The sequence below is a fragment of the Streptomyces sp. SD15 genome (genome assembly GCF_054462255.1).
This window is the reverse complement of sequence record NZ_JBTLMO010000002.1, coordinates 192,097-218,179: the sequence shown is the minus strand read 5'-3', so window position 1 is coordinate 218,179 and position 26,083 is coordinate 192,097. Positions and strand designations below refer to the sequence as shown.

24 protein-coding genes are annotated in these 26,083 nt (G+C 71.2%); 16 read left to right on the top strand and 8 right to left on the bottom strand.

Features of this window, described 5'->3' with window-relative positions:
* Positions 1–69: 69 nt before the first annotated feature.
* Positions 70–1,002, bottom strand: coding sequence for a 5'-3' exonuclease (locus tag ACX28W_RS02965; RefSeq protein ID WP_458997269.1), 933 nt, complete (start codon positions 1,000–1,002; stop codon positions 70–72).
* 161 nt (positions 1,003–1,163) lie between these two features.
* Between ACX28W_RS02965 and ACX28W_RS02960 the strand changes: the two genes are divergently transcribed.
* The 5 genes from ACX28W_RS02960 to ACX28W_RS02940 all read left to right on the top strand — a co-directional run bounded on the left by ACX28W_RS02960 (position 1,164) and on the right by ACX28W_RS02940 (position 7,608).
* Positions 1,164–2,252 (top strand): quaternary amine ABC transporter ATP-binding protein, encoded by a 1,089-nt coding sequence (locus ACX28W_RS02960; RefSeq protein WP_458997162.1) that lies wholly within the window; start codon positions 1,164–1,166, stop codon positions 2,250–2,252.
* The gene (locus ACX28W_RS02955) at positions 2,245–4,854 is read left to right on the top strand and encodes an ABC transporter permease/substrate binding protein (RefSeq protein WP_458997161.1); all 2,610 of its coding nucleotides are present in this window, start codon (positions 2,245–2,247) and stop codon (positions 4,852–4,854) included. Before ACX28W_RS02960 ends, ACX28W_RS02955 begins: the two co-directional genes overlap by 8 nt.
* Before the next feature lie 179 nt (positions 4,855–5,033).
* Positions 5,034–6,008, top strand: coding sequence for a hypothetical protein (locus tag ACX28W_RS02950; protein WP_458997160.1), 975 nt, complete (start codon positions 5,034–5,036; stop codon positions 6,006–6,008).
* A gap of 176 nt (positions 6,009–6,184) precedes the next feature.
* On the top strand, positions 6,185–6,766 hold the full coding sequence (locus tag ACX28W_RS02945; RefSeq protein ID WP_458997159.1) for a helix-turn-helix domain-containing protein: 582 nt from the start codon (positions 6,185–6,187) through the stop codon (positions 6,764–6,766).
* A 122-nt stretch (positions 6,767–6,888) separates the two neighbouring features.
* A complete protein-coding gene (locus ACX28W_RS02940; protein WP_458997268.1) occupies positions 6,889–7,608 on the top strand; it encodes a helical backbone metal receptor in 720 nt (239 codons plus the stop codon).
* Here ACX28W_RS02940 and ACX28W_RS02935 read toward each other — a convergent pair.
* Entirely contained in the window at positions 7,535–8,707 is a 1,173-nt protein-coding gene (locus ACX28W_RS02935) for a TDT family transporter (RefSeq protein ID WP_458997158.1), read from the bottom strand. The genes ACX28W_RS02940 and ACX28W_RS02935 overlap by 74 nt on opposite strands.
* Before the next feature lie 127 nt (positions 8,708–8,834).
* Here ACX28W_RS02935 and ACX28W_RS02930 point away from each other — a divergent pair, with 127 nt between their 5' ends.
* Positions 8,835–9,815 carry a LysR family transcriptional regulator gene (locus ACX28W_RS02930; RefSeq protein WP_458997267.1) on the top strand — a complete coding sequence of 327 codons (981 nt, stop codon included), beginning with the start codon at positions 8,835–8,837 and terminating at the stop codon, positions 9,813–9,815.
* A gap of 196 nt (positions 9,816–10,011) precedes the next feature.
* Here ACX28W_RS02930 and ACX28W_RS02925 read toward each other — a convergent pair whose 3' ends face one another.
* Together ACX28W_RS02925 and ACX28W_RS02920 are read right to left on the bottom strand one after the other, a co-directional pair.
* Positions 10,012–10,692, bottom strand: coding sequence for a gamma-glutamyl-gamma-aminobutyrate hydrolase family protein (locus ACX28W_RS02925; RefSeq protein ID WP_458997157.1), 681 nt, complete (start codon positions 10,690–10,692; stop codon positions 10,012–10,014).
* A gap of 49 nt (positions 10,693–10,741) precedes the next feature.
* Positions 10,742–11,500 (bottom strand): FadR/GntR family transcriptional regulator, encoded by a 759-nt coding sequence (locus ACX28W_RS02920; protein WP_458997156.1) that lies wholly within the window; start codon positions 11,498–11,500, stop codon positions 10,742–10,744.
* A 77-nt stretch (positions 11,501–11,577) separates the two neighbouring features.
* Between ACX28W_RS02920 and ACX28W_RS02915 the strand changes: the two genes are divergently transcribed.
* Genes ACX28W_RS02915 through ACX28W_RS02905 form a run of 3 tightly spaced genes read left to right on the top strand, consistent with a single transcriptional unit; the run spans position 11,578 to position 15,166 of the window.
* Positions 11,578–12,936 (top strand): glutamine synthetase family protein, encoded by a 1,359-nt coding sequence (locus ACX28W_RS02915; protein ID WP_458997155.1) that lies wholly within the window; start codon positions 11,578–11,580, stop codon positions 12,934–12,936.
* 8 nt (positions 12,937–12,944) lie between these two features.
* Positions 12,945–14,378: an aldehyde dehydrogenase family protein gene (locus tag ACX28W_RS02910; protein ID WP_458997154.1), complete on the top strand. Its 1,434-nt coding sequence runs from the start codon at positions 12,945–12,947 to the stop codon at positions 14,376–14,378.
* A complete protein-coding gene (locus tag ACX28W_RS02905; protein ID WP_458997153.1) occupies positions 14,375–15,166 on the top strand; it encodes a 3-oxoacyl-ACP reductase in 792 nt (263 codons plus the stop codon). Before ACX28W_RS02910 ends, ACX28W_RS02905 begins: the two co-directional genes overlap by 4 nt.
* Positions 15,167–15,321: 155 nt before the next feature.
* Here the strand turns inward: ACX28W_RS02905 and ACX28W_RS02900 are convergent, their stop codons facing one another.
* Both ACX28W_RS02900 and ACX28W_RS02895 read right to left on the bottom strand, forming a co-directional pair.
* Positions 15,322–16,524, bottom strand: a complete 1,203-nt coding sequence (locus ACX28W_RS02900) for an amino acid deaminase/aldolase (protein WP_458997152.1) — start codon at positions 16,522–16,524, stop codon at positions 15,322–15,324.
* Positions 16,525–17,069: 545 nt separating this feature from the next.
* Positions 17,070–18,230 (bottom strand): hypothetical protein, encoded by a 1,161-nt coding sequence (locus tag ACX28W_RS02895; RefSeq protein WP_458997151.1) that lies wholly within the window; start codon positions 18,228–18,230, stop codon positions 17,070–17,072.
* A gap of 67 nt (positions 18,231–18,297) precedes the next feature.
* On the opposite strand from ACX28W_RS02895, the gene ACX28W_RS02890 reads away from it, so the two are divergent.
* Both ACX28W_RS02890 and mycP read left to right on the top strand, forming a co-directional pair.
* On the top strand, positions 18,298–19,116 hold the full coding sequence (locus ACX28W_RS02890) for a hypothetical protein (protein ID WP_458997150.1): 819 nt from the start codon (positions 18,298–18,300) through the stop codon (positions 19,114–19,116).
* Positions 19,113–20,411, top strand: coding sequence for a type VII secretion-associated serine protease mycosin (mycP, locus tag ACX28W_RS02885; RefSeq protein WP_458997149.1), 1,299 nt, complete (start codon positions 19,113–19,115; stop codon positions 20,409–20,411). Before ACX28W_RS02890 ends, mycP begins: the two co-directional genes overlap by 4 nt.
* On the opposite strand, the gene ACX28W_RS02880 is transcribed toward mycP, so the two are convergent.
* Positions 20,412–21,392 carry a serine hydrolase gene (locus ACX28W_RS02880; RefSeq protein ID WP_458997148.1) on the bottom strand — a complete coding sequence of 327 codons (981 nt, stop codon included), beginning with the start codon at positions 21,390–21,392 and terminating at the stop codon, positions 20,412–20,414.
* Positions 21,393–21,541: 149 nt separating this feature from the next.
* Here ACX28W_RS02880 and ACX28W_RS02875 point away from each other — a divergent pair, with 149 nt between their 5' ends.
* Positions 21,542–22,321, top strand: a complete 780-nt coding sequence (locus tag ACX28W_RS02875; protein WP_458997147.1) for an SseB family protein — start codon at positions 21,542–21,544, stop codon at positions 22,319–22,321.
* 24 nt (positions 22,322–22,345) lie between these two features.
* Here the strand turns inward: ACX28W_RS02875 and ACX28W_RS02870 are convergent, their stop codons facing one another.
* Positions 22,346–22,702 (bottom strand): DUF1844 domain-containing protein, encoded by a 357-nt coding sequence (locus tag ACX28W_RS02870; RefSeq protein WP_458997146.1) that lies wholly within the window; start codon positions 22,700–22,702, stop codon positions 22,346–22,348.
* A gap of 382 nt (positions 22,703–23,084) precedes the next feature.
* On the opposite strand from ACX28W_RS02870, the gene infC reads away from it, so the two are divergent.
* The 4 genes from infC (at position 23,085) to ACX28W_RS02850 (ending at position 26,046) form a co-directional block, all read left to right on the top strand.
* Positions 23,085–23,801 carry a translation initiation factor IF-3 gene (gene infC / locus ACX28W_RS02865; protein ID WP_458997266.1) on the top strand — a complete coding sequence of 239 codons (717 nt, stop codon included), beginning with the start codon at positions 23,085–23,087 and terminating at the stop codon, positions 23,799–23,801.
* Between the two features lie 154 nt (positions 23,802–23,955).
* Entirely contained in the window at positions 23,956–24,150 is a 195-nt protein-coding gene (gene rpmI, locus ACX28W_RS02860) for a 50S ribosomal protein L35 (protein ID WP_007829094.1), read from the top strand.
* A 95-nt stretch (positions 24,151–24,245) separates the two neighbouring features.
* Positions 24,246–24,629 carry a 50S ribosomal protein L20 gene (rplT, locus tag ACX28W_RS02855; RefSeq protein ID WP_007380809.1) on the top strand — a complete coding sequence of 128 codons (384 nt, stop codon included), beginning with the start codon at positions 24,246–24,248 and terminating at the stop codon, positions 24,627–24,629.
* Positions 24,630–25,188: 559 nt separating this feature from the next.
* A complete protein-coding gene (locus ACX28W_RS02850; RefSeq protein ID WP_458997145.1) occupies positions 25,189–26,046 on the top strand; it encodes a TrmH family RNA methyltransferase in 858 nt (285 codons plus the stop codon).
* Positions 26,047–26,083 lie beyond the last annotated feature (37 nt).

The following is a 26,083-nucleotide window of genomic DNA, read 5'->3' as shown; positions in this document are numbered from 1 at the left end:
CGCCGCGCATTCGCCCAGGCCGCGCCTTCCTCGTGACGAGAGTAACATTCTCGGAATCGAGAATATCGCTCATCGGCCCTTGAGTGTCGTGAGCAGCCGTTGCAGCGACCCGCCCAGGCCCCAGCGCGCGGCGAGTTCGTCCAGCGCGGCCGGGTCGCGCGGCGCGTGCGGCAGTGCGGTGTCGACGTCCGGCAGGGGGACGTCACCGGCGACCCGCACGACCGTCGGCGCCACGGCGACGTACGGCCGCGACTCGTCGAGCCGCTTGCGCTGCGAGGGAGTCAGCCTGGCCTTCGGATCGTCGACCGCGGCCATGATTCCGGCCAGGTCGCCGAACTCGTCGAGCAGCTTGGCCGCCGTCTTCTCGCCGATCCCCGGCACGCCCGGCAGGCCGTCGCTCGGGTCGCCGCGCAGCAGGGCCAGATCCACATACCCCGAGCCGTCGACGCCGTACTTCTCGCGCAGCCATGCCTCGTCGGTGAGCTGGAGCGTGCCGACGCCCTTGAGGGGGTACAGGACGCGGACTCCCCGCTTGTCGTCGACGAGCTGATACAGGTCGCGGTCGCCGGTGACGATGTCGACGGGGCCGGTGGCGCGGCCGGTGAACGTGCCGATCACATCGTCCGCCTCGTACCCCTCCACCCCCACGCGTGCGATGCCCAGCGCGTCGAGGACGTCCTCGATGACGGGCACCTGCGGGGAGAGCTTGTCCGGCACCTCCTCCTGGTCCGGGCCGACCTCGGTCTCCACGGCGACGCGATGCGCCTTGTACGAGGGGATCAGGTCGACCCGCCACTGCGGGCGCCAGTCCGCGTCCATGCAGGCGACCAGGTCGTCCGGGCGGTGGTCCTTGACCAGGCGGTCGATGAATTCGAGCAGCCCGCGCACGGCGTTCACGGGCGTGCCGTCCGGGGCGCGCACCGAGTCGGGGACTCCGAAGTAGGCCCGGAAGTACAGGGAGGCGGTGTCGAGCAGCATCAGGCGTCTGGTCACGCCTCGCATCATGCCGTACGGCACTGACAGTGACCTGGACCACTCCTGCGTTTGCTGCGCGTAAGCGAGGGCAGGCGCGCTTCGAAGAGAAGCCGGTTGTGTTTTCAACCGTTCTTAGCGGTTTTTCAGCCGTACTTCAGAGTTCTTCACCATTTCGACGAGAGGCACCCGTGTCATCCAGGCTTGAGGCCGAGCATTTGTACAAGGTGTTCGGCAGACGACCCGACGAGTCGGTGGAGCGGCTCCGCCAAGGAGCCGACCGTGAGGAACTGCGCGCCGACGGCACCACCGCCGCAGTGATCGACGCATCCTTCACGGTGGAGCCGGGCCAGATCTTCGTCGTCATGGGCCTGTCCGGGTCCGGCAAGTCCACGCTGCTTCGCATGCTCAACGGACTGCTGGAGCCGACCGGGGGCCATGTGCGCTTCGATGGTCAGGACCTGACGCAGCTCAGCCCCCGCGAGCTGCGCGAGGTGCGGGCGAAGAAGATCAGCATGGTCTTCCAGCACTTCGCGCTGTTCCCGCACCGCAGCGTCCTGGAGAACGCCGCGTACGGCCTGGAGGTCCAGGGCGTTCCGAGCGCCGAGCGCAAGAAGCGCGCCACCACGGCCCTCGAACTCGCCGGCCTCGCGGGCTGGGAGAAGTCCTGGCCCGACGAGCTGTCCGGCGGCATGCAGCAGCGTGTGGGCCTGGCCCGCGCGCTCGCGACCGACGCCGATCTGCTGCTGATGGACGAGTCGTTCAGCGCGCTCGACCCGCTGATCCGCCGGGACATGCAGGACCAGCTCATCGAACTCCAGAAGAAGCTGAAGAAGACCATCGTCTTCATCACCCACGACCTCAACGAGGCCATGCGCCTGGGCGACCGCATCGCTGTCATGCGCGACGGCCGCATCGTCCAGATCGGCACCGCCGAGGACATCCTCGTGCGCCCCGCGGACGATTACGTCGCCTCCTTCACCCAGGATGTCGACCGCTCCCGGGTGCTGACCGCGGGGTCCGTCATGGACACGGACATACGCGGCGACGAGGCCGGCTGCGCCTGCGAAACGGCCACGCCGGACACGCCGTTCAACGAACTCTGCGCGATCAGCGCCCGCCTCTCACACCCCGTAGCCGTGCTCGACAAGAAACGCGAAGTCGTCGGCGTCGTACCGCGGCAACGGCTGATCAGCTTCCTCGGTGACCAGCAGGACGAGCCCACGCCCTGTGCCGCACCGCGCGACAAGGCCGTCAAGGTGGTGAAGGCCGGTGCCTAGGATTCCCTTCGGTGACTGGGTCAACGACGTCGTCGACTGGCTGCTCAACCACATGGCGTGGCTCTTCGACTTCTTCAAGACCGTGTTCGACGGCGCCTACGACGGCATCAACGCCGTCCTCCAGGCCCCGCAGCCGCTCCTCCTCGCGGGCATCTTCGCCGTGATCGCGTTCTGGCTGCGCGGCACGTCCGCCGGTGTCCTCACCTTCGTGGGATTCGCCTTCATCGACTCCCTCGAACTGTGGGAGGACGCGATGGTGACCCTCTCGCTCGTCCTCGTGGCGACGCTCATCGCGCTCGTCATCTCGGTGCCCGTCGGCATCTGGGCGGCGCGCTCCGACCGGGTCAGCAGCGTCGTCCGCCCGGTGCTCGACTTCATGCAGACGTTGCCCGCGATGATCTACCTCATCCCGGCGATCCTGTTCTTCGGCACCGGCGCCCCCGCGGGCATGGTCGCCACCCTGATCTTCGCGCTGGCACCCGGCGTCCGCATGACCGAGCTGGGCATCCGCCAGGTCGACAAGGAACTGGTCGAGGCCGCCGACGCGTTCGGCACCACGCCCCGTGACACCCTGCTGCGCATCCAGCTGCCGCTGGCCCTGCCCAGCGTCATGGCGGGCGTCAACCAGGTCATCATGCTGGGCCTGTCCATGGCCGCCATCGCCGGCATGGTCGGCACCGGCGGCCTCGGCGGTGACGTCAACCAGGCCATCGGCCAGCTGAACGTCGGCCTCGGCTCCGAGGCAGGCGTCGCCATCGTCATCCTGGCGATCTACCTGGACCGCATGACCAGCGCCCTGGGCACCCAGGTCTCGCCGCTCGGCCGCCGCGCCGCCGCCAGGCTGCGCGCCGCACAGGGCCTGAAGATCTGGTCCTACCGCCCCCGCCCGGCCTTCGCCGTGGTCGGCGTCGTCGTGCTCGCGCTGGTCGCGGGCGGCATGGGGATCTTCGGTGGTACGGACTCGACGTCCACCGCGGCCGACGGCAAGAACGTCGGCCAGGGCAAGAAGATCAGCATCGGCTACATCCCGTGGGACGAGGGCGTCGCCTCCACCTTCCTCTGGAAGGAGATCCTCGAGCAGCGCGGCTACGAGGTCGAGACGAAGCAGCTCGACGCGGGCCCGCTGTACACCTCCCTCGCCCAGGGCGACATCGACTTCGAGACGGACTCCTGGCTGCCGACGACCCACGAGCAGTACTGGAAGAAGTACGGCAAGGATCTCGACGACCTGGGCTCCTGGTACGGCCCGACGTCCCTGGAGCTGAGCGTCCCCTCGTACATGAAGGGCGTCGACTCCCTGGAGGACCTCAAGGGCAAGGCGAGCGAGTTCGGCGGCGAGATCACCGGCATCGAGTCCAGCGCCGGAATGATGAGCCTGCTCAAGAGCAAGGTGCTCAAGGAGTACGGGCTCGACAAGGAGTACAAGGTCGTCGACAGCTCCACGCCCGCGATGCTGGCCGAGCTGAAGCGCGCGTACGCCAAGAAGGAGCCCGTCGTCGTCACGCTGTGGTCGCCGCACTGGGCGTACAGCGACTACGACCTGAAGAAGCTCAAGGACCCGAAGGGCGCCTGGGGTTCGGGCGACGGTGTGCACACGCTCTCCCGCAAGGGCTTCGCCCAGGACAACCCGGTCGTCGGCGAGTGGCTCAAGAACTTCAAGATGACCGAGAAGCAGCTCACCAGCCTCGAGTCGGAGATCAACAAGGCCGGCCAGGGCAAGCAGCAGGACGCCGTGCGCGCCTGGCTGAAGACGAACCCCGACGTCGTCGACACGCTCGCCCCGGTCAAGAGCGCCTCGGCCGGTGCCGAGACCAAGCGCGCGCTCGATGTCGCCTGGTTCCCCTGGGACGAGGATGTCGCCGTCACCTACCTGTGGAAGGACGTCCTGGCCCGGCGCGGCTACACGATGAACCTGAAGCAGATGGACGTCGGCCCCGTCTACACGGGACTGGCATCCGGCGACCTCGATCTCAACTTCGACGCCTGGCTGCCGTACGCCCAGTCGAACTACTGGGACCAGCACAAGAACGACCTGAGAGACCTCGGCACCTGGTACGAGCCGACCTCACTGGAGATCGCCGTCCCGTCGTACGTGAAGGACGTCAAGTCCCTCGCGGACCTCAAGGGCAAGGGCGGCACCTTCGGCGGGAAGATCATCGGCATCGAGCCGGGCACCGGCGAGATGAACCTGCTCAAGACGAAGGTGCTCCCCGGCTATGGCCTGGACAAGGAGTACAAGGTCGTCGACGGCTCCACGCCCGCGATGCTGGCCGAGCTGAAGCGCGCGTACGCCAAGAAGGAGCCCGTCGCCGTGGTCCTGTGGTCCCCGCACTGGGCCTACAGCGAGTACGAACTCACCAAGCTCGCCGACGACAAGAAGCTGTTCGGTGAGGGCAACACGATCCGGACCATCTCCAGCAAGGCGTTTCCCGAGCAGTACCCGCAGCTCACGAAGTGGATCAAGAACTTCAAGATGAGTGAGGACGAACTCGGCAGCCTGGAGAGCGAGATCAAGCAGCGCGGCCAGGGCCATGAGGAAGCTGCCGTCGCGGCGTGGCTGAAGGAGCACCCGGGTGTGGTGGAGCGGATGACTCCGCAGTAGTCCGGCGGGCGTTCGATGACTCCGCGGTAGTCCGGCGGGCGTTCGTCGAGAGGTGGTCCTCGCACAGGTCCCGTGTCCCACGGCCCGTGTGGCGAAGGCCACCTCTCGCGGCGTTCCCGGAGCCCGCGCGTGGTCCGTACGCTCGGCTCTCTCCTCCCGATCGTTCCTGTGAGTTCCCCGTGCGTCCCTTGCTTCGGCTCGGCCCCTTGGTCGCCCTCCTCGTGGTGGCGGCGTTCGCCGTCGTGCTGTCGGACGCGAGCGCGCAGCCCGCGTCCGTGGCCACCGAGCGGCTCGCCGCACTCGCCGGGGATGTGCGCGGGGCCGACGGATACGCATACGACCTGCGGGACGACTCCGGCCGCACCATGGACACCGCGCAGATCACCCAGGTGCCGGACGGCACCTATCTCGCCGTCTACCACACCACCCTCGCCGACGGCCGCTTCCACGCCGCGATCGCCGGCTCCACGGATCTGCGCCTCTGGACCCGGCGCCACGACTTCGGCGCGGGCACCAGCCAGCCCACGCTCGCCGCCGACGACAGGGGCGGCTACGTCCTCGCGTACGAAAAGGATCCGGACAACCACATCGCCGTACGCGGCTACCGGGATCTCGACGCCCTGCTGGCCGGAAAAGCCGCCCACGTGTACGACGCGCCCCGCACCCTCTCGCGCTGCGCCGAGGGCACGCCGGACATCACCTCCGTGCACGACGGCACGATCGAACTCACCGGCCACTACCGGGCGGGGTGTGACACCGACCGCGAACTCCGCGCCACCCTCAAGGACTTCGCGACCTGGCAGGTCACGCCTGACCGGCGGCTGGACGGCGCCTTGGCGGCCTGGGGGACGCGCGGCAACATGGGCGACCGCTCGACCCTCGAACTCGAGGGCAGACGGCTGATTCTGACGGAGGGTCAGCAGTGGCGTGGAGACTTCGGGAGCTGGCGGACGTACGCCTACGATCCGATGACCGGACGGGCCGACCGGTTGGCCGTCCGCACCCACGGCGGCAGCCGCTCCCTCGCCAACCCCTCGGCGACCCTGCTCACCGACCCGGACGGTCATCCGGCCCTGCTGGTCAGCCTTTTCGTCCCGCGGGAGGGGGCGGCGCCGGGGGAGTCGGGACAGCTCGTCTATTGGCGCGAATTGTGACCCCCGGCGTCCTTCGATGTGACAGCGATGTGACGGGTTCATGAAACGGTTTGGCGAACATGCGTAGGGTGCAAACAACTCATCAGGAGTTACGGGCCGACGTACTGGCCGACGCACTGGGCCGAAGCAGTGGACCGAAGCGGTAGACCGACTACACGTGGGAGGGAGCCGGAGCGATGGGCGACCACAAAGAACAGCCCCTTCGGGTGGGCGCGGCCGTCCGGCGGCGGCGCCGGGCACTGGAGCTCACCCTCGCCGTCGTGGCCGAGCGCAGCGGTCTGTCGGTCCCTTTCCTCAGCCAGGTCGAGAACGAGCGGGCCCGGCCCAGCCGGAGCTCCCTGGAGAGAGTCGCCGACGCCCTGGGCACCACCGCCGTCGAACTGCTCGCCGCGGCAGACCCGGCGTGCAGCGTCGATGTCGTGCGCGCCGACGCCGGCGCCGAGTTCACCCCCGAATCCCGCGTGCGCCCCCTGGTGCGCGGTCACCACCAGCTGCACGCCACGGAGTTCACCGGTGACCATGAAGAGGCCCGCGAACTCCAGCACCGCAACGACAAGTTGATGTACGTTGCCGACGGCGCCGTCGAGGTCGAGGCGGAGGGTCGCGCCCACCGGCTGGGGCGCGGCGACACGCTGTACCTCACGGGCGGAGTGCGCCACCGGTGGCGGGCCACCGTGCCGGACACCCGGGTTGTCGTGGTCGAGGTCGCCGACCACATCGAGGCGGTGGAGGACCGCAACACCTTCGGCAAGCGCTGACGCTTCCGCGGGCCCGTGCGGGGGACACCCACGGTGGGTACCGCTGCCATACTGACGCCATGGCCGGTAGCTCCCGATATGCCTTCGGTAACGCCTCCGAACACATCGGATCACGGGCTGCCCTGCGTGTCGTGTCGCTCGTGCCCTCGCTCACCGAAGCCGTCGCCCGCACCGTCCCCGGCGCCCTGGTCGGTGCGACCGACTGGTGCAGCCATCCGCCCGACCTCGACGTCGTACGGATCGGCGGCACCAAGAATCCCGACGTCGACCGGATCGTACGGCTCGCCCCCGACCTGGTGATCGCCAACGAGGAGGAGAACCGCGAACCCGACCTGACCGCCCTGCGTGCGGCGGGCCTCGAGGTTCTGGTCACGGAGGTGCGGGACGTGCCGGGAGCCTTCCGCGAGCTGGCCCGGGTGCTGAGCGCGTGCGGGGCGCGGACGCGGCCGCGCTGGCTCGACGAGGCGGAGACGGCATGGGAGCGGCTGCCCGCTCCGGACCGCCGTACGACCGCGATCGTGCCGATCTGGCGGCGCCCCTGGATGGTCCTCGGCCGGGACACCTTCGCCGGTGACGTCCTGGCGCGGCTGGGCGTCGACAATGTGTACGCCCAGCACGCCGACCGCTACCCCCGTATCCCCCTGCCCGAACTCAGGGCGGCGGCCCCCGACCTCGTGGTCCTGCCCGACGAGCCGTACCGCTTCACGGCGGACGACGGGCCCGATGTGTTCGAGGGCGTGCCCTGCGCGCTCGTCGACGGACGCCGGCTCACGTGGTACGGGCCGTCGTTGGCGCGGGCGCCCCAGGTGCTCGGTGAGGCGCTGCGAGCAGTTCGCCGCTGACGACACCGTGAGCCGTACGGACGGCGGCCACGGACCAGGCGCCGACGAGGAGTGCGTAGAGCAGGACCGCGAGCCGGTCGAACGCGACGAGCCCGGTGTGCCGGGCCAGCCCCTCGGCGCCGGTGACGCAGGTCCCCACCGGGAAGGTGAACGACCACCAGGTCATCGCGAAGCCCATGCCCCGGCGGCGGGCCCGCACCACCAGCGCGGCGGCGAGCCCCAGCCACAGCAGCGCGAAGCCCATCACAGGGACGCCGTAGAGGACGGCGAAGACACCGAAACCCTGGTCGTACGGGTCGGGCAGGACGCCCGGCGCGAAGTCCGCGAACTTGCCGACGGCGGTCGTGGACTGGCCGAGCGGGCCGAGTACCAGGAAGAGGGTCGGGGTGAGGACGAGCGGCAACGGGCCTGCGGTGATGAGCCGCGCGAAGATCAGCGGCAGCATCACGAAGGTGGCCAGCAGACTGAGCCCGAACATCGCGACGCAGGCGAGAAGAAGGGTCTCCCGGGGCTGACCCGGAGGGAGATGGGGGACGAGGAGGGGCCCGAGGGCGGCGGAGACCATCGGCGCGACGACGGGGAGCAGCCAGACGGGGGTGGCCTGGTCCGGCTCGATGCGGTGCCGGACGACCATCAGGTACGGGACGGCCACGGCGGCGACGAGACCGACGGCCGTACCGGCGGTGAACAGAACGGCGTCCAGGACGACCGCCGGGTGTGTGCCGATCCAGTCCCGGCCGACGACGAGGGTGGCGCCGCCCACGGCCAGCAGGGCCATGGCGAGGCAGCCGTAGAAGGGAGCCATGGCCGGGTCGAGGAGGTGGGCGCGGGCCTGGTCGCGGTGGTGCGTCCAGTGCAGGGTCCGGGCGCCGAGCAGTGCGACGAGCAGGGCTAGTGAGAGCGCCCACAGGGCGGTGCATACGGTGCGCAGACCCGGGACGTCTCCGGGCAGCCCGGCGCCCGCCGTGGCCACGATCGCGGTGCCCATCACCGAGGAGTACCAGTTCGGACCGAGGTGGCGGACGGCGGCGGCGCGCGGACGCCGGGTTTCCGCGGTGGGGAGCGGTAGCGGCGGGAGGGGCTCGGCTGCGGTGACCATGTCCCCACGGTCGCGCCGGGGCGGGCTCCCCACCAGGGAGTATGGAGCTATGGGGGCATAAGCTGGGTTTATGGCTACGGGGACTGAGGGGTCGATAGGGGGCGGGGCGGGCGAGCCCGGCGGGGGTATGGCGGGCGAGCCGGTCGGGAACAGGGCCGGGCAGGGAAACGGCGGCAAGGTCGGGGAAGCGCACGGCGGCAAGGCCGGGGAATCGACCGGGATAGCGCACCGCGTGCCTGATCTCGGGGCGCTGGAGCTGTTGCTCGCGGTGGCGCGGCTCGGGAGTCTCGGGCGGGCGGCGCGGGAGCTGGGGATCACTCAGCCCGCCGCCAGCAGCCGGATCCGCTCCATGGAGAGGCAGTTGGGCGTGGCCCTCGTCGACCGCTCACCTCGAGGTTCGCGGCTCACGGACGCCGGGGCGCTGGTCACGGACTGGGCGCGGCGGGTCGTGGAGGCGGCCGAGGCGTTCGACGTGGGTGCGCAGGCGCTGCGGGACCGCCGTGACTCGCGCCTTCGCGTCGCGGCCAGCATGACGATCGCCGAATATCTGCTGCCGGGCTGGCTGATCGCGTTGCGCACGCAGCGCCCGGACACGGCGGTGTCGCTCCTCGCGGGGAATTCGACGGTTGTCGCGGAACGTCTCCTCGCCGGTGAGGCGGACCTCGGCTTCGTGGAGGGGCTGTCCGTCCCGGCCGGTCTCGACTCGGCGGTCATCGCGCACGACCGGCTGATCGTGGTGACGGCGCCGGGACATCCGTGGGCCCGTCGCCGGGCGCCTCTCGACGGGGCGGAGCTCGCGTCGACCCCGTTGATCCTCCGGGAGGAGGGGTCGGGCACGCGTCAGGTCCTCGACGCGGCGTTGGGCGGGCTTGCCCGCCCTCTGATCGAGCTCTCCTCGACCACGGCGGTCAAGGCGGCCGCGGTCAGCGGGGCGGGGCCCGCCGTCCTGAGCGAGCTGGCCCTCGGCGAGGAACTGTCGACGCATCGGCTGGTGAACATACCGCTCTCCGGAGTCCAGCTCCGCCGGGACCTCCGGGCGGTCTGGCCCACGGGGCACCGGCCGACGGGTCCGGCACGGGACCTGCTGTCGCTGACCCGGGGGGTATAGGGCCGGCGCGGGGTGCCCGTGGGTTTGCTCGCCCCGCCGCCCCTACCCGTCCCATCCCTACCTGGGGGCTCCGCCCCCCAGACCCCCGTTCGGCCTGGACGGCCTCGTCCTCAAACGCCGGACGGGCTGGGATGCCTGGCCGGGACGCCGATCCGGAAGGCGTCACCATCACCGTCACCCTGGCGGCCCTGGCCGCTCAGGAAGCGGCTCGCACCAAGGCTCCCATGACGCGCTCGTCCTCCCCCATCTCCGGATGCCATTGCACCCCCAACACCCATCCGGGACGCGGCAGTTCGATCGCCTCGACCGTCCCGTCCGACGCGTGCGCGGAAGCCGCCAGCCCCTCCCCGAGTCGCTCCACCGCCTGATGGTGATACGTCGGCACGGCGCACGACTCCGGCACGATCTCCGCGTACAGACTGCCCGGCACGGGCGTCACCTCGTGGCGCCCGAAGACCCCGACGTCCTTCACATGTCCGTCGAGGTGCTGGATGAGCGTGCCGCCCAGGGCGACGTTCAGGAGCTGCATGCCCCGGCAGATGCCGAGGAGTGGGGTGCCGGAGGCCAACGCGGCCTGGATCAGGGCCAGTTCCCAGGCGTCGCGCTCGGGCGCGGGCGGCCCCGTACGAGGCGAGCGCTCGGCGCGGTAGCGGGCGGGGTCGACGTCCGGGCCGCCCGCGACGACGACCGCGTCGAGCCGGGCGACGGTCGCGGCCGCCTGTGCCGGCTCGTCCGGCGGCAGCATCGCGGCGAGCCCGCCCGCCCGCTGCACGAGCCTCGGGTAACCGGCCGGCAGCAGCGCCGCCTCCAGCTCCCACACGCCCCAGCGCGCCCGGGACTCCAGATACGTACTCACACCGATCAGCGGCCTGCCCACGCCGCCCCCTTCTTTCCAATGGAGTGGATGTAAACCTTTGAGGGTGACGTCAGGCCAAGAACCCTCGCAGCAGCGCCGCCGTCCCCGCGCAGTGCTCCCGCATCATCTCCCGCGCCCCGTCCGCGTCGCCGTCCAGCACCGCCTCGACCAGTGCGGTGTGCTGGCGCTGGGAATGCTCCAGGTTCCGAACCAAAAGGGGGATGCAGTCGAGCAGGTCGTTGACGGACGCGCGGACAGCCGCGTACTGGGCCGTCAGCGACGGGGAGCCGCACAGTTCCGCGAGGGTGAGATGGAGCATCGTGTCCAGGCGGCGGTAGTCGGCCAGCGGTGCGTCGTGGGTGCGCGCGAGCGCCTCGCGCAGCCGGTCGGCCTGGCCCTCGTCGAGGCCGTGCGCGGCGCACAGTCCGGCCGCGCCCACCTCCAGCACCTCGCGGAAGCGCAGCACGTCCTCGATGTCGACTTCGGCGACCCGGCGCCGCAGCTCGTGCTCGCCGGGTGCGTCGGCCCGCGGCAGCACGAACGTTCCGCCGTACCGGCCCCGCCGCGACTCGATCAGGCCCTGGTCCTGAAGCACCTTCAGTACCTCGCGCAACGTCACCCGGCTGATCCCCAGCCGCTCCGCCAGCTCCCGCTCGGCGGGCAGCCGCTCGCCGCCGGGCACCAGGCCGAGCCGGACGACCTGGAGGATCTGCTCCAGCGCCTCCTCGAAACCGTTGCCCGCCCGCACCGGCCGCAGTATCGGCGTCAGCCGGTCCTGCAGACCTGCCAGGCCGTTGTCAGGACCGGTGTCAGGACCCGCCTGTGTCATCTGGTCGTGCCCCCTTCCCAAGCAATGGTTCTCGGCAATACCTTATGGCTCTCGGCTGACCCAAGGAGGCTTTTCCGGTGGCAGACCGCACACCCCCACTCGCCATCGAGGAACTGCACGCCCTCGTCGCGGGCGGCGAGATCGACACGGTCGTCCTGGCTTTCCCCGACATGCAGGGGCGGCTCCAGGGCAAGCGGTTCGCCGCACGCTTCTTCCTCGACGAGGTCCTCGAACACGGCACGGAGGGCTGCAACTACCTCCTCGCCGTCGACACCGAGATGAACACCGTCGACGGGTACGACATGTCCTCGTGGGAGCGGGGCTACGGAGACTTCGCCATGCACGCCGACCCGAGCACGCTGCGCCGGGTGCCCTGGAACGAGGGTACGGCCCTGCTCATCGCCGACCTCGCCTGGAACGACGGTTCGCCGGTCGTGGCCGCACCGCGCCAGATCCTGCGCCGTCAGCTCGACCGCCTCACCGAGCTCGGCTACACCGCCCAGGTCGGCACCGAGCTCGAATTCATCGTCTTCAAGGACACCTACGAGCAGGCCTGGGACGCCCACTATCGGGGGCTCACCCCGGCGAACCAATACAACATCGACTACTCGGTGCTGGGGACCGGCCGTATCGAGCCGCTGCTGCGCCGCATCCGCAATGAGATGCAGGCCGCGGGTCTCGTCGTCGAGTCCGCCAAGGGCGAGTGCAACCCCGGCCAGCACGAGATCGCCTTCAAGTACGACGAGGCCCTCGTCACCTGCGACCAGCACGCCATCTACAAGACCGGCGCCAAGGAGATCGCCTCCCAGGAGGGCGTCTCCCTCACTTTCATGGCGAAGTACAACGAGCGCGAGGGCAACTCCTGCCACATCCACCTCTCGCTCGCGGACGCGGACGGCACCAATGTCATGGCCGACGGCCACGACATGTCCCCGGTCATGCGCCACTTCCTCGCCGGGCAGCTGGCCGCGCTGAGGGACTTCTCGCTCCTCTACGCGCCCAACATCAACTCGTACAAGCGCTTCCAGCCCGGCTCCTTCGCGCCGACCGCCGTCGCCTGGGGGTACGACAACCGCACCTGCGCCCTCCGGGTCGTCGGCCATGGTCGCTCGATGCGCTTCGAGAACCGGCTGCCCGGCGGTGACGTCAACCCGCACCTGGCCGTCGCCGGGCTCGTCGCGGCCGGCCTGTACGGCATCGAACAGAAGCTGGAGCTGCCGGAGCCGTGCGCGGGGAACGCGTACGCCGCCGACTACGCGCATGTGCCCACCACCCTGCGTGAGGCGGCCGAACTCTGGGAGAACAGCCCCATCGCCAAGGCCGCCTTCGGTGACGAGGTGGTCGCGCACTACCGCAACATGGCGCGCGTCGAGCTGGACGCCTTCGACGCCGCGGTGACCGACTGGGAGCTGCGCCGCTCCTTCGAACGCATGTGAGGCCTTACTTGTCGCAACTGCACGAGCAGTACGAGCAGTACGAGCAGTACGAGCATGACGAACTGGACGTCCTCAATCCGGCGACGGAAGAAGTCGTCGCCACCGTCCCCGGCGCCGGAACACAGGACGTCGACGCCGCCGTCCAGCGGGCGAGCCGCGCCCAGCGGGCCTGGGCCGCCGCCGCGCCGGCCGACCGCGCCCGGCTGCTGCGCCGCTTCGCGACCGTCGTCGACGACCACATCGAGGAGCTGGCTCGGCTCGAAGTCCGCGAGGCCGGCCACACCATCGGCAACGCCCGCTGGGAGGCGGGCAACGTCCGCGATCTCCTCGACTACGCGGCCGGGGGAGTGGAGCGGCTCACCGGCCGCCAGATCCCGGTGCCGGGCGGTCTCGACGTCACGATCCTGGAGCCGCTGGGCGTCGTCGGCGTCATCGCGCCCTGGAACTTCCCGATGCCCATCGCGGCCTGGGGCACCGCCCCCGCGCTCGCCGCCGGCAACGCGGTGATCCTCAAGCCCGCCGAGACGACACCCCTGACGGCTCTGCGACTGGCCGAACTCGCCCTGGAGGCGGGCCTTCCGGAGCACCTCTTTCAGGTGCTGCCGGGTGCGGGCCCCGTGGCGGGCAACGCGCTGGTCGAGCACCCAGGCGTAGCGAAGATCGTCTTCACTGGGTCAACGACTGTTGGCAAACAGGTGTTGGCGAAGGGTTCGGCCCTGCTCAAACGCATCACCCTCGAACTCGGCGGCAAGAGCCCCAACATCGTCTTCGCCGACGCCGACATCGAGGCCGCCGCGGCCGCCGCCCCCATGTCCTTCCTCGACAACTCCGGCCAGGACTGCTGCGCCCGCACCCGCATCCTCGTCCAGCGCTCCGCCTACGACCGCTTCCTCGAACTCCTCGCCCCGGCGATCGAGTCCGTCGTCGTCGGCGACCCGTCCGAGGAGCAGACCCAGATGGGCCCGCTGATCTCCCGGGCGCAGCTGGACCGCGTACGGTCGTACGTCGACGGCGCCGCCGACTCCGACGCCGAAGCGGCCGGCATCCGCGGCAAGGCCCCCGAGGGCCCCGGCTTCTGGTTCCCGCCCACCGTCCTGACCGACATCGACCCCCGCGCGCGCGTGGCCGTCGAGGAGGTCTTCGGGCCGGTCGCCGTCGTCCTGCCCTTCGAGGACGAGGCGGACGCGATCCGGCTCGCCAACGCCACCGAGTACGGCCTGTCCGGCTCCATCTGGACCCGTGACATCGGCCGGGCGCTGCGCGTCTCGGGGGCCGTCCGCGCCGGGAACCTCTCCGTCAACTCGCACTCCAGCGTCCGCTACTGGACCCCCTTCGGCGGCTACAAGCAGTCGGGGATCGGCCGCGAACTCGGCCCGGACGCCCTCACCGCCTTCACCGAAACCAAAAACGTCTTCATCAGCACGGAGGGCCCCGCACAGTGACCGAAGCAACCGAACAGAACATCTGCCGCCGGCTGGTCGGCCGCACCGCCGTCATCACCGGCGCCGGCAGCGGCATCGGCCTCGCCACCGCGCGCCGGCTCGCCTCCGAGGGCGCCCACGTCGTCTGCGGCGACGTCGACGAGCAGCGCGGCAAGGCGGCCGCCGAGGAGGTCGGCGGGACCTTCGTGAAGGTCGACGTCACCGACCCCGAGCAGGTCGAGGCGCTCTTCAGGACGGCGTACGACACCTACGGTTCCGTCGACATCGCCTTCAACAACGCGGGCATCTCGCCACCCGACGACGACTCCATCCTGGAGACCGGCCTGGAGGCCTGGAAGCGCGTCCAGGAGGTCAACCTCACCTCCGTCTATCTGTGCTGCAAGGCCGCGATCCCCTACATGCGGCGCCAGGGCAAGGGCTCCATCATCAACACCGCCTCCTTCGTGGCGCGCATGGGCGCCGCCACGTCTCAGATCTCGTACACGGCCTCCAAGGGCGGCGTCCTCGCCATGTCACGTGAACTGGGCGTGCAGTTCGCGAGGGAGGGCATCCGTGTCAACGCGCTCTGCCCCGGCCCGGTGAACACCCCCCTCCTCCAAGAGCTGTTCGCCAAGGACCCGGAGCGGGCTGCCCGCCGTCTCGTTCACATCCCGGTCGGACGGTTCGCGGAGGCGGACGAGATCGCCGCGGCGGTCGCGTTCCTCGCCAGCGACGACTCCTCCTTCGTGAACGCCACCGACTTCCTGGTGGACGGCGGCATCTCGGGCGCGTACGTCACGCCTCTGTAGACCACCTCCGCAGACCGCTCCACGTCCTTTCGGGGCACGTCCTGGAGTTGCGGGGATCCGCCCGGTGGGCGACGCGGACACCGGTGGGGGCGTGGGGAGCACATCGGCCCCTCGCAGTAGCGGCCCCGGGGATCACCCCGGGGTCTCCCCTCGAATCAGAGGAACGTGTGGCCTTCCCCGCGGTACGTCGGGACGGTCGCCGTCACCGTGTCGCCCGCCACGAGATGCAGTGCGTCGAACCGCTCGCACAGCTCACCGGCCTTGGCGTGCCGGAACCACACCTTGTCGCCGATGAGCAGGTCGTCGGCGGGGGAGCCGAGCAGCGGCGTCTGCACCTCGCCGGGGCCCTCCTGGGGGTCGTATCTCAGTCCCTCCGGGAGATGGGGAACGGGCAGCCGGTCGGGGCCCGGAGCACCGGATGCCGGGTATCCGCCGCCGAGGACCGTGACGACGCCGACGCCCGGCCGACGGACGACGGGATGGGCGAAGAGCGCGGCGGGACGCCCGCTGAACGACGTGTAGTTGTCGAAGAGACGCGGAACGTACAGCCCGGACCCCGCCGCGATCTCGGTGACCGCGTCCTCGGCGGCCGTGTGCTGCACGCTGCCGGTGCCGCCGCCGTTGACGAACTCGAGGTCCGGCTCCACGGCTCGCACGGCGCGCACAACCTCGGCCCGCCGCTGGGCGAGTTCCTTGCGCGCGGTGGCCTGCATGAGCCTGACGGCACGCGATCGGAAGGGCCGGCCCGCGACGGAGTCGCCGACGCCCGCTATGTGCCCCTCGTACGCCATGATCCCCACGAGCTTGAACCCGGGCCGGCGGACGACGACGCGGGCCATGTCGGCGACCTGGGCGGGCGAGTGCAGCGGCGAGCGCAGTGCCCCGACCCGAACCCGCCCGCCGAGCAGCTTGAGGGAGGTGTCCAACTCCAGGCAGACCCGCACGACCTCGGTGCCGCCGTCGCGTGCCTCGTCGATGAGACGGAGCTGGGCCGGGTCGTCGACCATGACGGTCACGGCGGCCGCGAGCTTGGGATCGCCGGCCAGTTCGGCGAAGGCCGCGCGGTCCGCCGACGGATAGGCGAGGAGTACGTCGTCGAACCCGGACCGCGCGAGCCACAGGGACTCGGCGAGCGTGAAGGACATGATGCCCGCGAAACCGTCCCGGGCCAGGGCGCGTTCGAGCAGGGCGCGGCAGCGCACGGACTTGCTGGCGACCCGGATCGGCTTTCCGCCGGCCCTGCGGACCAGATCGTCCGCGTTCGCGTCGAAGGCCTCCAGGTCCACGATCGCGAGAGGAGCGTCGAGGTGAGCGGTGGCCCGGTCGAAGCGGGCCCGGTCTGCGGCGCGGGCAGTCATGACCGAAGCCTGCCAGACTCGATTACCGCAGGGTAGGGGGACGTTCCGGGCAGATGCCCCGGGGTCCTGGACCGATGCCCTCCCGGCCCACGTCAACCCGTAGAGTGACGCGCACGCAGGGAGGAACGACCTTGCCCGGGCGCTGCGCCCGGGATGACGGTCCACCGGTGCGGGTATGCGTGCCCGTGACGGGCGATCCGACGGGGAGGTTCTTTCCGCGCACGTGAAACGTTCCGGTACGAACTCCGGGACGGGTCGGTTGCCCGGGTACGAGGAAACGGGGGGTGCATGAGCACGGAAGCGCGCCGCGCCTCCATCCCGCCACGCCCGGCAGCACCCCCGCACCCGGAACAGCCGCCCGTGACACGAGAGTCCACCGAGGCCGGAGGATCTCCCGTACGGGAAACGGCCACCCCACCACGGCCCGAGGGATCCCCTACGCGGGAGCCGGATACGAGGGATGAGACCACGCCGTCCCGCCAGGCGCCCGTGTCGCGGCCGGGGGACCCTGCGCGGGGAGACGCGATACCACCTCGCCCGGTGAATCAGCCGTGGACCGAGGGATCCTCACCGAGGGGAGGGACCCTGCCGACCCGCTCGGCGTCTGCGTCGCCGCCGGGCGGCCCCGCGGTACCGCTTCGCCCGGCGGCTCCACCCAGGCCCGGGGGATCCCCGGTCGGGCGGGACACCCCGCCGCCCCGGCCGGAGCGGTCCCCGATGCGCGGCGACGCAGTGCCGCCCCGCCCGGCGACTCCGCCGCGGCCCGAGTCGTCCCCTGCGCGGGGAGACGCGGTGCCGCCCCGACCCACACACCTGCCGTCGGGCGGCGCTCGAGCGCCCCGCTCGACGGAGCCGCCCGCGGGCGGTGAGCCCTGGTGGTCGCTGCCCCGTCCCCAGGACAACATGCCATCGGCCACCCCGCAGCCCGCGTCCCCCCGTCGTTCGGAACCGTCCGCGACGGGCGAGCCCTGGTCGCTGCCCGGTCCCCAGGACACGCCCTCGGCCGCGGCCCCGCAGCCTGCCGCACCCCGCCCGACAGCGCCGCCCGCCATGGCAGACGCCCCCGCTTCGCGCACCCCGCACCGCGGGCAGCCGCCTTCCGCGGGCGACGCGATGCCGCCGCTGTCCGGCACCTCCGCCGACGCGGTGCCGCGTTCCGGTGCTGATGCGCGTGGGTCGTCGTCGTCCGGTACCGCGGTCGCGGGAGCGCGCTCGGGCGGCGACTCGGACCGGTCCGACAGGGCGGTGCCGTCCGGCACCTCCGCCCACGCGATGCCGCGCCCGGGCGGCGAGTCCCCTGGGCCGTTGTCGTCGGGCGCCTCGGACGATGCCGCGCCCGGCTCGGCCTCCGGTTCCCGTACGTCGTGGCCCTTCCGGCTTGCGCGCGACCCGAAGTCGTCCTCCGCGGCGGCGGGTTCCGGGCCCTCGGCCGCTGCGACGTCTTCGGCGGCGCCGGCGGACGCTCCGGCGTCTCCGCGCGCCTCCGTCCCGCAGCCGGACACGGCCCCGCCCCGCGAGGAAACGCACCCGCCCCTGCCCGGGCGGCGTCCCACCCCCGCGACGCTGCCCCCGCCCGCGGCCTCCGCCCGTTTTCCCGACGCCCCGCCGTCCGGCTGGCGGCCCGGCATGCCGCACACCATCCCGGCACGGCGGAACGCCGTACCCGAGGAGGCGATCACGGAGACGACCACGCGACTGCGGCCCATCCCCGCGGAGGTTCCCGCAAAACCGCCCGCGTCCGCAGGCGCGCTCCCCGGCGCGGGGCGCCCTTTCGTGACGTTCGCGCGGCCCGAGGCGTACGACGAGGACACCGCACGCCTGCGACACGTGGGCGGACGTACCCGGCCCCGGGTGGTCGCGGTCGTGGCCTGTGTCGTGCTGGGGCTCGGACTCATCGGCGGTGCGGCGACCGGAAGTTGGCTGACCGGGGACAGCGCGGGCGCGGACCGTGCGCGCGGCGCGTTCACGGCGGCCGGGAGCCTGTGGCACAGCGTGCCCGTGGACCAGCTCTTCCCGCCCACCGTGCAGGGCCAGGGCGCGGGCCCGGGCGGCGCCGACCGGACGTGGACCCGTATCGCCGTCGCCCCGGACAGCGGCTGCGCGAACGCCTTCGACCCGCTCCTGCGCAAGGCCCTCGCGCCGGTCGGCTGCCTGCGGCTGCTGCGTGCCACCTACACGGACGCGACCCACAGCCATGTCACCACCGTCGGCCTGCTGTTCACCAAGGCGGACGCGGCGGCCATGACGTCCCTGAAGACCCGTTTCCAGCAGGAGGGCCTCGAGCGGCGGACCGATCTGATGCCCCGCCCGTACGCCGTCGAGAACACCGTCGCCGCCGGCTTCGGCGACGCCCAGCGCGCCTCCTGGACGGTGTCCGTCCTCACCGACGCCCCCGTCGTCGTCTACGCCGTCTCCGGCTTCGCCGACGCCCGCGCCGTCACCGACCCGCAGCCCGCCGAGGACGCCATGAAGTCCGGCGCGACCACGGCCCCGGCCCAGGCCGGCCTCGGCCACGAGGCACAGGGCCTCGCCGACCGCATCGAGCGAAGCCTCCGCAAGACCGTCGTCTCGGCCACGGAGAAGCCGTCATGAGCCACGGGCCGGGACAAGGCCTCGGCGCCCACGGAAAGAGCCTCGGCGCGCACGGAAAGAGCCTCGGCGCCCACAAGGCCGGAAAGGGCCTCGGCGCCCGCAGGACCGGACATCGCACCCGCACGCGCAGGGCCGGACTCCTCAGTGTGCTGCTGGCCGCCTCCCTCGCCCTGCTCCCGTCCACCGACGCGCACGCCGACGACATACGCGCCAAGCAGTGGGCCCTCGACGCGATGCACACCCAGCAGGCCTGGCGCACGACGAAGGGCGAGGGCATCACCGTCGCCGTCCTCGACACGGGCGTCGACGACCAGCACCCGGACCTGGCCGGCAACGTCCTGACCGGCAAGGACCTGGTCCGCTTCGGAGCCGTCCGAGGCGACCGCGCCTGGGCCCGGCACGGCACCGCCATGGCGGGGATCATCGCCGGCCACGGACACGGCCTCGGCAACGCCGACGGCGTCATGGGCATCGCCCCCGAGGCGAAGATCCTCCCCGTCCGCGTCATCCTCGAAGACGGCGACTCCGCCCGCACGAAGGCACGCAACACCCGCGGCAACGCCCTCGCCGAAGGCATCCGCTGGGCCGCCGACCAGGGCGCCGACGTCATCAACCTCTCCCTCGGCGACGACTCCAAGTCCGCCCACCCCGAGCCCGCCGAGGACGCCGCCGTCCAGTACGCCCTGAAGAAGGGCGCGGTAGTCGTCGCCTCGGCCGGCAACGGCGGCGAGAAGGGCGACCACATCTCGTACCCCGCGGCCTACCCGGGCGTGATCGCGGCGACGGCCGTCGACCGCTACGGCACCCGCGCCTCGTTCTCCACCCGCCGCTGGTACGCCACCGTCAGCGCCCCCGGCGTCGACGTCGTCATCGCCGACCCGGACGACAAGTACTACGAGGGCTGGGGCACCAGCGCCGCCTCCGCCTTCGTCTCCGGCGCGGTCGCGCTCATCAAGGCGGCCCACCCGGGCCTGTCCCCGGCGCAGATCAAGAAGCTCCTGGAGGACACGGCCCGCGACGCCCCCAGCGGTGGCCGCGACGACTCCCGCGGCTACGGCTTCGTCGATCCCGCGGCCGCCATCGAGGCGGGCGGCCGGCTCGCGCCGGAGGACCCGCAGTCGGCCGCGTACGACCGGAAGTACTTCGGATCAGGCCCCGACGCCGCCGCGAAGGACGACTCTCCGTCCGGCTGGCTCGGCCCTGTCGCGGGCGGCTTCGGCGTCGTCCTGCTGGCCGCGGCCGTCGTCCTGTGGCGGGGCCGCAGAGGACCGCGCCGGTACGACGACAGCCTCTAGCTAGCCGTTCGCCGTGTCCTGGAAGGCGGAGACCGCGGCCTTCGCCGCCGCCTCGACGAGCGAAATGCCCTTCGCCTTCGTCGTGTTGCCGCCTGACAGCGTCGCCACCAGGTAGTCGTGCCCGTCGACGCCCACCCGCCCGATGCTGTTGATGTCCCACAGCCCGGTCGTGCTGCGCGCCAGCCACCCGTTCTTCAAGGCCCACTCGGTGCCGTCGGCGGCCGCCGACACCCCCCAGTGCTGGCCGGCGGCGATCTCGCCCATGAGCCCCTGGATGTACGTCCGCGAGGCCTCGCCGAGTTCGGAGTCGTCCCCGAACACCTGCTGGAGCAGGGTCAACTGATCGGCCGCGGTGGTCTGGGTCAGCCCCCACAGCGCACCGTCCCCGCCCTCGGTCCCGGCCAGGCCGAAGCGCTTGTTCGCGGCGTCGAGGCCGTCAGCCTGCCCGACGATGTCCCACAGGGCGGACGCGGACACGTTGTCGCTGTTCGTGATCATCGCGGTGGCGTACGTCTTCTCCTGCGCCGTCAGCTGCCGGTCCGCGTCCTGCGCCTGGAGCAGCAGCGTCGCGAGGATGTCGACCTTGACGATGCTCGCCGTGTCGAAGGCCGCCTCGCCGTACCTGGCGCTCTCCCCGGAGCCGAGGTCGAGTACCGCGACCGACACGTCGGCGCCGTCCTCCACCGTCACGGACGTCATCGCCTTGGTGAGCAGCGTGTCCCGGTCCACCGCGGGCTGGGCCACAGGTTCCACCGATGCCTCCTGGGTCGCCGGCGCCGACGCCGTGGGTGACGCGGTGGGTGACGCGGTGGGCGATGCCGGGGACGATACGAGGCCGGCGCGGTCGTGCGCCTGTGCCTTCACATACACGGCCCCGACCGCCGTACCGCCCACGAGGACGGTGGAGGCCACCACGGCGTAGATCAGGTGCCTGCGCCGATTGGGGGCGGGTACGCGCCGACGAGCTCTGTGAGGGGCCATCCCGCGATGGTGGGGGCCTCACCTGTGCTCGGCGTTAGACGAATGTTAGAGGCTTGTCAGCGAAAGATGAGAATTCCGTGAAAACTGTCACGGTCAGGTTTCCGGGCCCGCACAAGCGCAGCAGCATCCCCCCGATAGGGTCGGGGACCGTGGCGAACAAGAACATTCCCGACTCCGGCTTCTCCGACGACGACGGCTCCGCCGATCCCCGGCTGAGCGCGGCGCTCGCGGCCTGGGCCGAGGACCGCACCGCGGTGCGGCCGGTCCTGGAGGCGCTCAAGGGCGCCCGGCTCCTGGTGCCCGTTGTGGCCGTCCTCGGCGAGGTCGAGGAGGACAGTAAGGAGGGGCGCGAAGCTCCTTGGAGGGGTGGTGGCGGGAGACGGGAGGGCGGGCTGCGCCACGAGAAGACCAGCGACATGGCGGTGCCGACCCTGAAGGCCGGCGACCGCACCGCGCTGCCCGCCTTCACGTCCACCGAGTCGCTGGCCCGGTGGGACCCCGAGGCCCGCCCCGTCGCCGTACCCCTGCACCAGGCCCTGCAGGCCGCCGCGCACGAGAAGGCCGACACGGTCGTCCTCGATCTGGCCGGTCCCGTCCCCTACGAGCTGACCGGCCCGGCGCTGCTCGCCCTCGCCGAAGGGCGTACGACCGCGGACCCGCTCGCGGATCCCGTCGTGGTCGAGGCCATACGCGCCGCCGTGGCCGCCGAGCCCGCCGTGCTCCGTGCCCACCTCGGCCCAGGCCGGGCCGACGGCACCCTCGCCCTCGTCCTGGACCCGTCCGCCGTCCCGGCCGAAGCCGCGCGCACGGTCGCCGAGCGGCTCGCCGCCGACGAAACACTGAGGGCCCGCCTGGTGCGCGGCCTCGACCTGGCATTGCTGCCGGCCGGGACGACGCCGCCGGGCGAGCCCCTGTACGTACGCTCCTGAGGACCGTGATCGGCCGGACAGGTCCTAGCCGTAGATCGGGCCGGTGTACTTCTCGCCCGGGCCCTGGCCCGGCTCGTCCGGGACGATCGACGCCTCGCGGAACGCCAGCTGCAGCGACTTCAGCCCGTCGCGCAGCGGAGCCGCGTGGAAGGAGCTGATCTCCGTGGTGCTCGCGTCGAGCAGCCCGGCCAGCGCGTGCACCAGCTTGCGGGCCTCGTCCAGGTCCTTGTGCTCGTCGCCCTCCTCGGTCAGGCCGAGCTTCACGGCGGCGGCGCTCATCAGGTTGACGGCGACCGTGACGATCACCTCGACCGCGGGGACCTCGGCGATGTCGCGGGTCATGGTGTCGAAGTCGGGGTTCTGGGGAGGGGTGTCACTCATGTCCCACACGATAGGCCCCGGCGCTCGCGCCCCTGACTGCGGGAGCCGGGCGACGCCTGGTTAGCGCAGGCACCGGGGAACTGCTAACCTTGTGTAACGACCGGCCGGATGCGCCATGCGACCTGCAAGCGTGCTCGGCCCACAAGTGGAGGCTCCGATCTCCCACCCGACCGTCCTGCGGGATGGCGGGTCACCCGGTCAGGCGGCCGCCACCGTTCCGTACGGACGGTGGAGTCGCCCGAAGTGCGCCCCGCGGTTGACCGCGGCGGTGTTCCGGTATTCCTTGGAGCCCCGCCTGTGTCCCGTCCGGGGCATTTTTCATGTGCCGCGGTGGTTGGTCTACGTGTCATCAAAGACATACGCGGCTGTCCTCCAGACAGTCGTGTGGTGCTACCGAGGAGGATCCATCAGCGCCGAGCCCCGCATCAACGACCGGATTCGCGTTCCCGAAGTGCGACTTGTCGGTCCCAGCGGCGAGCAGGTCGGGATTGTTCCGCTTGCCAAGGCCCTGGAGCTTGCGCAGGAGTACGACCTGGACCTGGTCGAGGTCGCGGCGAACGCCCGTCCGCCCGTGTGCAAGCTCATGGACTACGGGAAGTTCAAGTACGAGTCGGCCATGAAGGCCCGTGAGGCGCGCAAGAACCAGGCGCACACGGTCATCAAGGAGATGAAGCTCCGGCCGAAGATCGACCCGCACGACTATGACACCAAGAAGGGTCACGTCGTCCGGTTCCTCAAGCAGGGCGACAAGGTCAAGATCACGATCATGTTCCGTGGTCGCGAGCAGTCCCGGCCGGAGCTCGGCTACCGACTGCTGCAGCGTCTCGCGTCGGATGTCGAGGACCTCGGCTTCATCGAGTCGAACCCGAAGCAGGACGGCCGGAACATGATCATGGTTCTCGGCCCGCACAAGAAGAAGACCGAGGCGATGGCCGAAGCCCGTGAGGCCCAGGCGGCCCGCAAGGCGGAGGCCAAGGCCAACCCGGGCAAGTCGCAGAACGCCGCGGAGACCGACATCGCCGACGAGGACATCGTCGACGAAGGCGTCACCGACGGCGAGACCGCCGAGGCCCCGGCCGAGGCTTCCACCGAGGCCTGATCCCAGGGCGAAGGCCCCGGGGAGCCGCGGACGAGAGTCCGTGGAGTCCCGGGACATGAGTCCAGGGATGTCAATCGATACATCCATGACGTTCTACTGTGCCCGGTTTCACGACCGGGCACCGGAACGCCACTGACGAGGAGAGAACGGCGCTATGCCGAAGAACAAGTCGCACAGCGGTGCCAGCAAGCGCTTCAAGGTCACCGGCTCCGGCAAGGTGCTCCGCGAGCGCGCCGGCAAGCGCCACCTGCTCGAGCACAAGTCGTCCCGTCTGACGCGTCGCCTCACCGGCAACGCCGAGATGGCCCCGGGCGACGCCAAGAAGATCAAGAAGCTTCTCGGCAAGTGACGCATCGGCGCCTCGGCGCCGTACGTCAGGACCGGGACCCAATCGATTTCGGGCCGTGTGACCACACCCACGGCCCCGCTACAAGGAGTTAACAAGTGGCACGCGTCAAGCGGGCAGTCAACGCCCACAAGAAGCGCCGGGCGATCCTCGAGGCGGCCTCCGGCTACCGCGGTCAGCGTTCGCGCCTGTACCGCAAGGCCAAGGAGCAGGTCACCCACTCGCTGGTCTACAACTACAACGACCGCAAGAAGCGCAAGGGCGACTTCCGTCAGCTGTGGATCCAGCGCATCAACGCCGCTGCCCGCGCCAACGGCATCACCTACAACCGCTTCATCCAGGGTCTGAAGGCCGCGAACATCGAGGTCGACCGCAAGATCCTGGCCGAGCTGGCCGTCAACGACGCCACCGCGTTCGCGGCGCTCGTCGAGGTCGCCCAGAAGGCGCTGCCGGCGGACGTGAACGCGCCCAAGGCTGCGTGACGCTCGCGCCGGCTTGAGCCCGACGTAGCTGTGGACCCGCTTGCCTCGCGGCTTGCGGGTCCCTGTGCGTTTGCGCTCCGCTGGGTCGGGCCGGGGTGACTTGCCCTGCGGGGCGGGTGCGGGCGCGGTGCCCGCTGCCCGCTTTCGCTGTGCGCGCTCTTCCGGCTGGTTCTGCACCGCCGGGGCGTCGGCGCGCCTGCTGAGCGACGTCGCGGCGAGGAGAAGGACCTTCGTGCCCGCCGACCCGGCTCGGTGGCTGTGACGGACACATCTCGGCTGGACCCGCAGCCGCAGCCGCGATCCACCCGCAACCCGCGGCCCGCCCCAGCCCGCAGCCCGCGCGTGCCCCACAGCCGTAATTCGCGACTCGCTCACCGTCCACGCAGCCCGCAGCCGTAATCCGTCCGCAGCCGCAGCCGCACCCGCCCAGGCACGCAAAAATCCGCCCGCCAGCCGCAGTCGCAGCCCGCCCGCAGCCGGGGACAGATGTTTGGTGTTGTTGGTGCGGGGGCGGCGTAGCGGGTTCGAAGCAGTCCTCCGCAACCACTGAGGTGACCCCATGTCCGCCGCCCCCGAGCTGATCTCATCGCACTCGCCTCGCGTCGCCGCCGCGCGGCGGCTGGCCAGGCGGAATTTCCGGGGCAAGGAGCGGCTGTTCCTCGCCGAGGGACCGCAGGCCGTGCGCGAGGCGGCGGGCCATCGCGTCGACGGGGCCGCCACGCTCGTGGAGCTGTTCGCGACCGTCGAAGCCGCGGAGCGGTACGCCGACATCGTCGGGGACGTCCGGGCCACCGGAGCCCGCGTGCACCTCGCCGCCGACGACGTGATCGCCGACATCTCGACGACCGTCACCCCGCAGGGGCTGGTCGGGATCTGCCGGTTCCTCGACACCCCGTTCGACGACATCCTCGCGGCGCGGCCCAAGCTCGTCGCCGTACTCGCGCATGTGCGCGACCCCGGGAACGCCGGCACCGTGCTGCGGTGCGCGGACGCCGCCGGCGCCGAGGCCGTCGTACTCACCGACGCGTCCGTCGATCTCTACAACCCCAAGGCCGTACGCGCCTCGGTGGGGTCCCTGTTCCATCTGCCCGTCGCCGTCGGTGTGCCCGTAGAGCGGGCCGTGCAAGGGCTCAAGGACGCCGGTGTCCGTATCCTCGCCGCAGACGGCGCGGGCGAGGACGACCTCGACGACGAGCTCGACAAGGGGACCATGGGCGGGCCCACCGCCTGGGTGTTCGGAAACGAGGCGTGGGGGCTCCCGGAGGAGACCCGCGCGCTGGCGGACGCCGTCGTGCGCGTCCCGATCCACGGAAAAGCCGAGAGCCTGAACCTGGCGACGGCCGCCGCCGTATGTCTCTACGCGTCCGCCCGTGCACAGCGCGCCTCCGGAGGGTGCCGTTCCGTCACCGACAGCTAGTAGGGTGACGGGCTCGGGGGCCCACTGCGCCAGACGA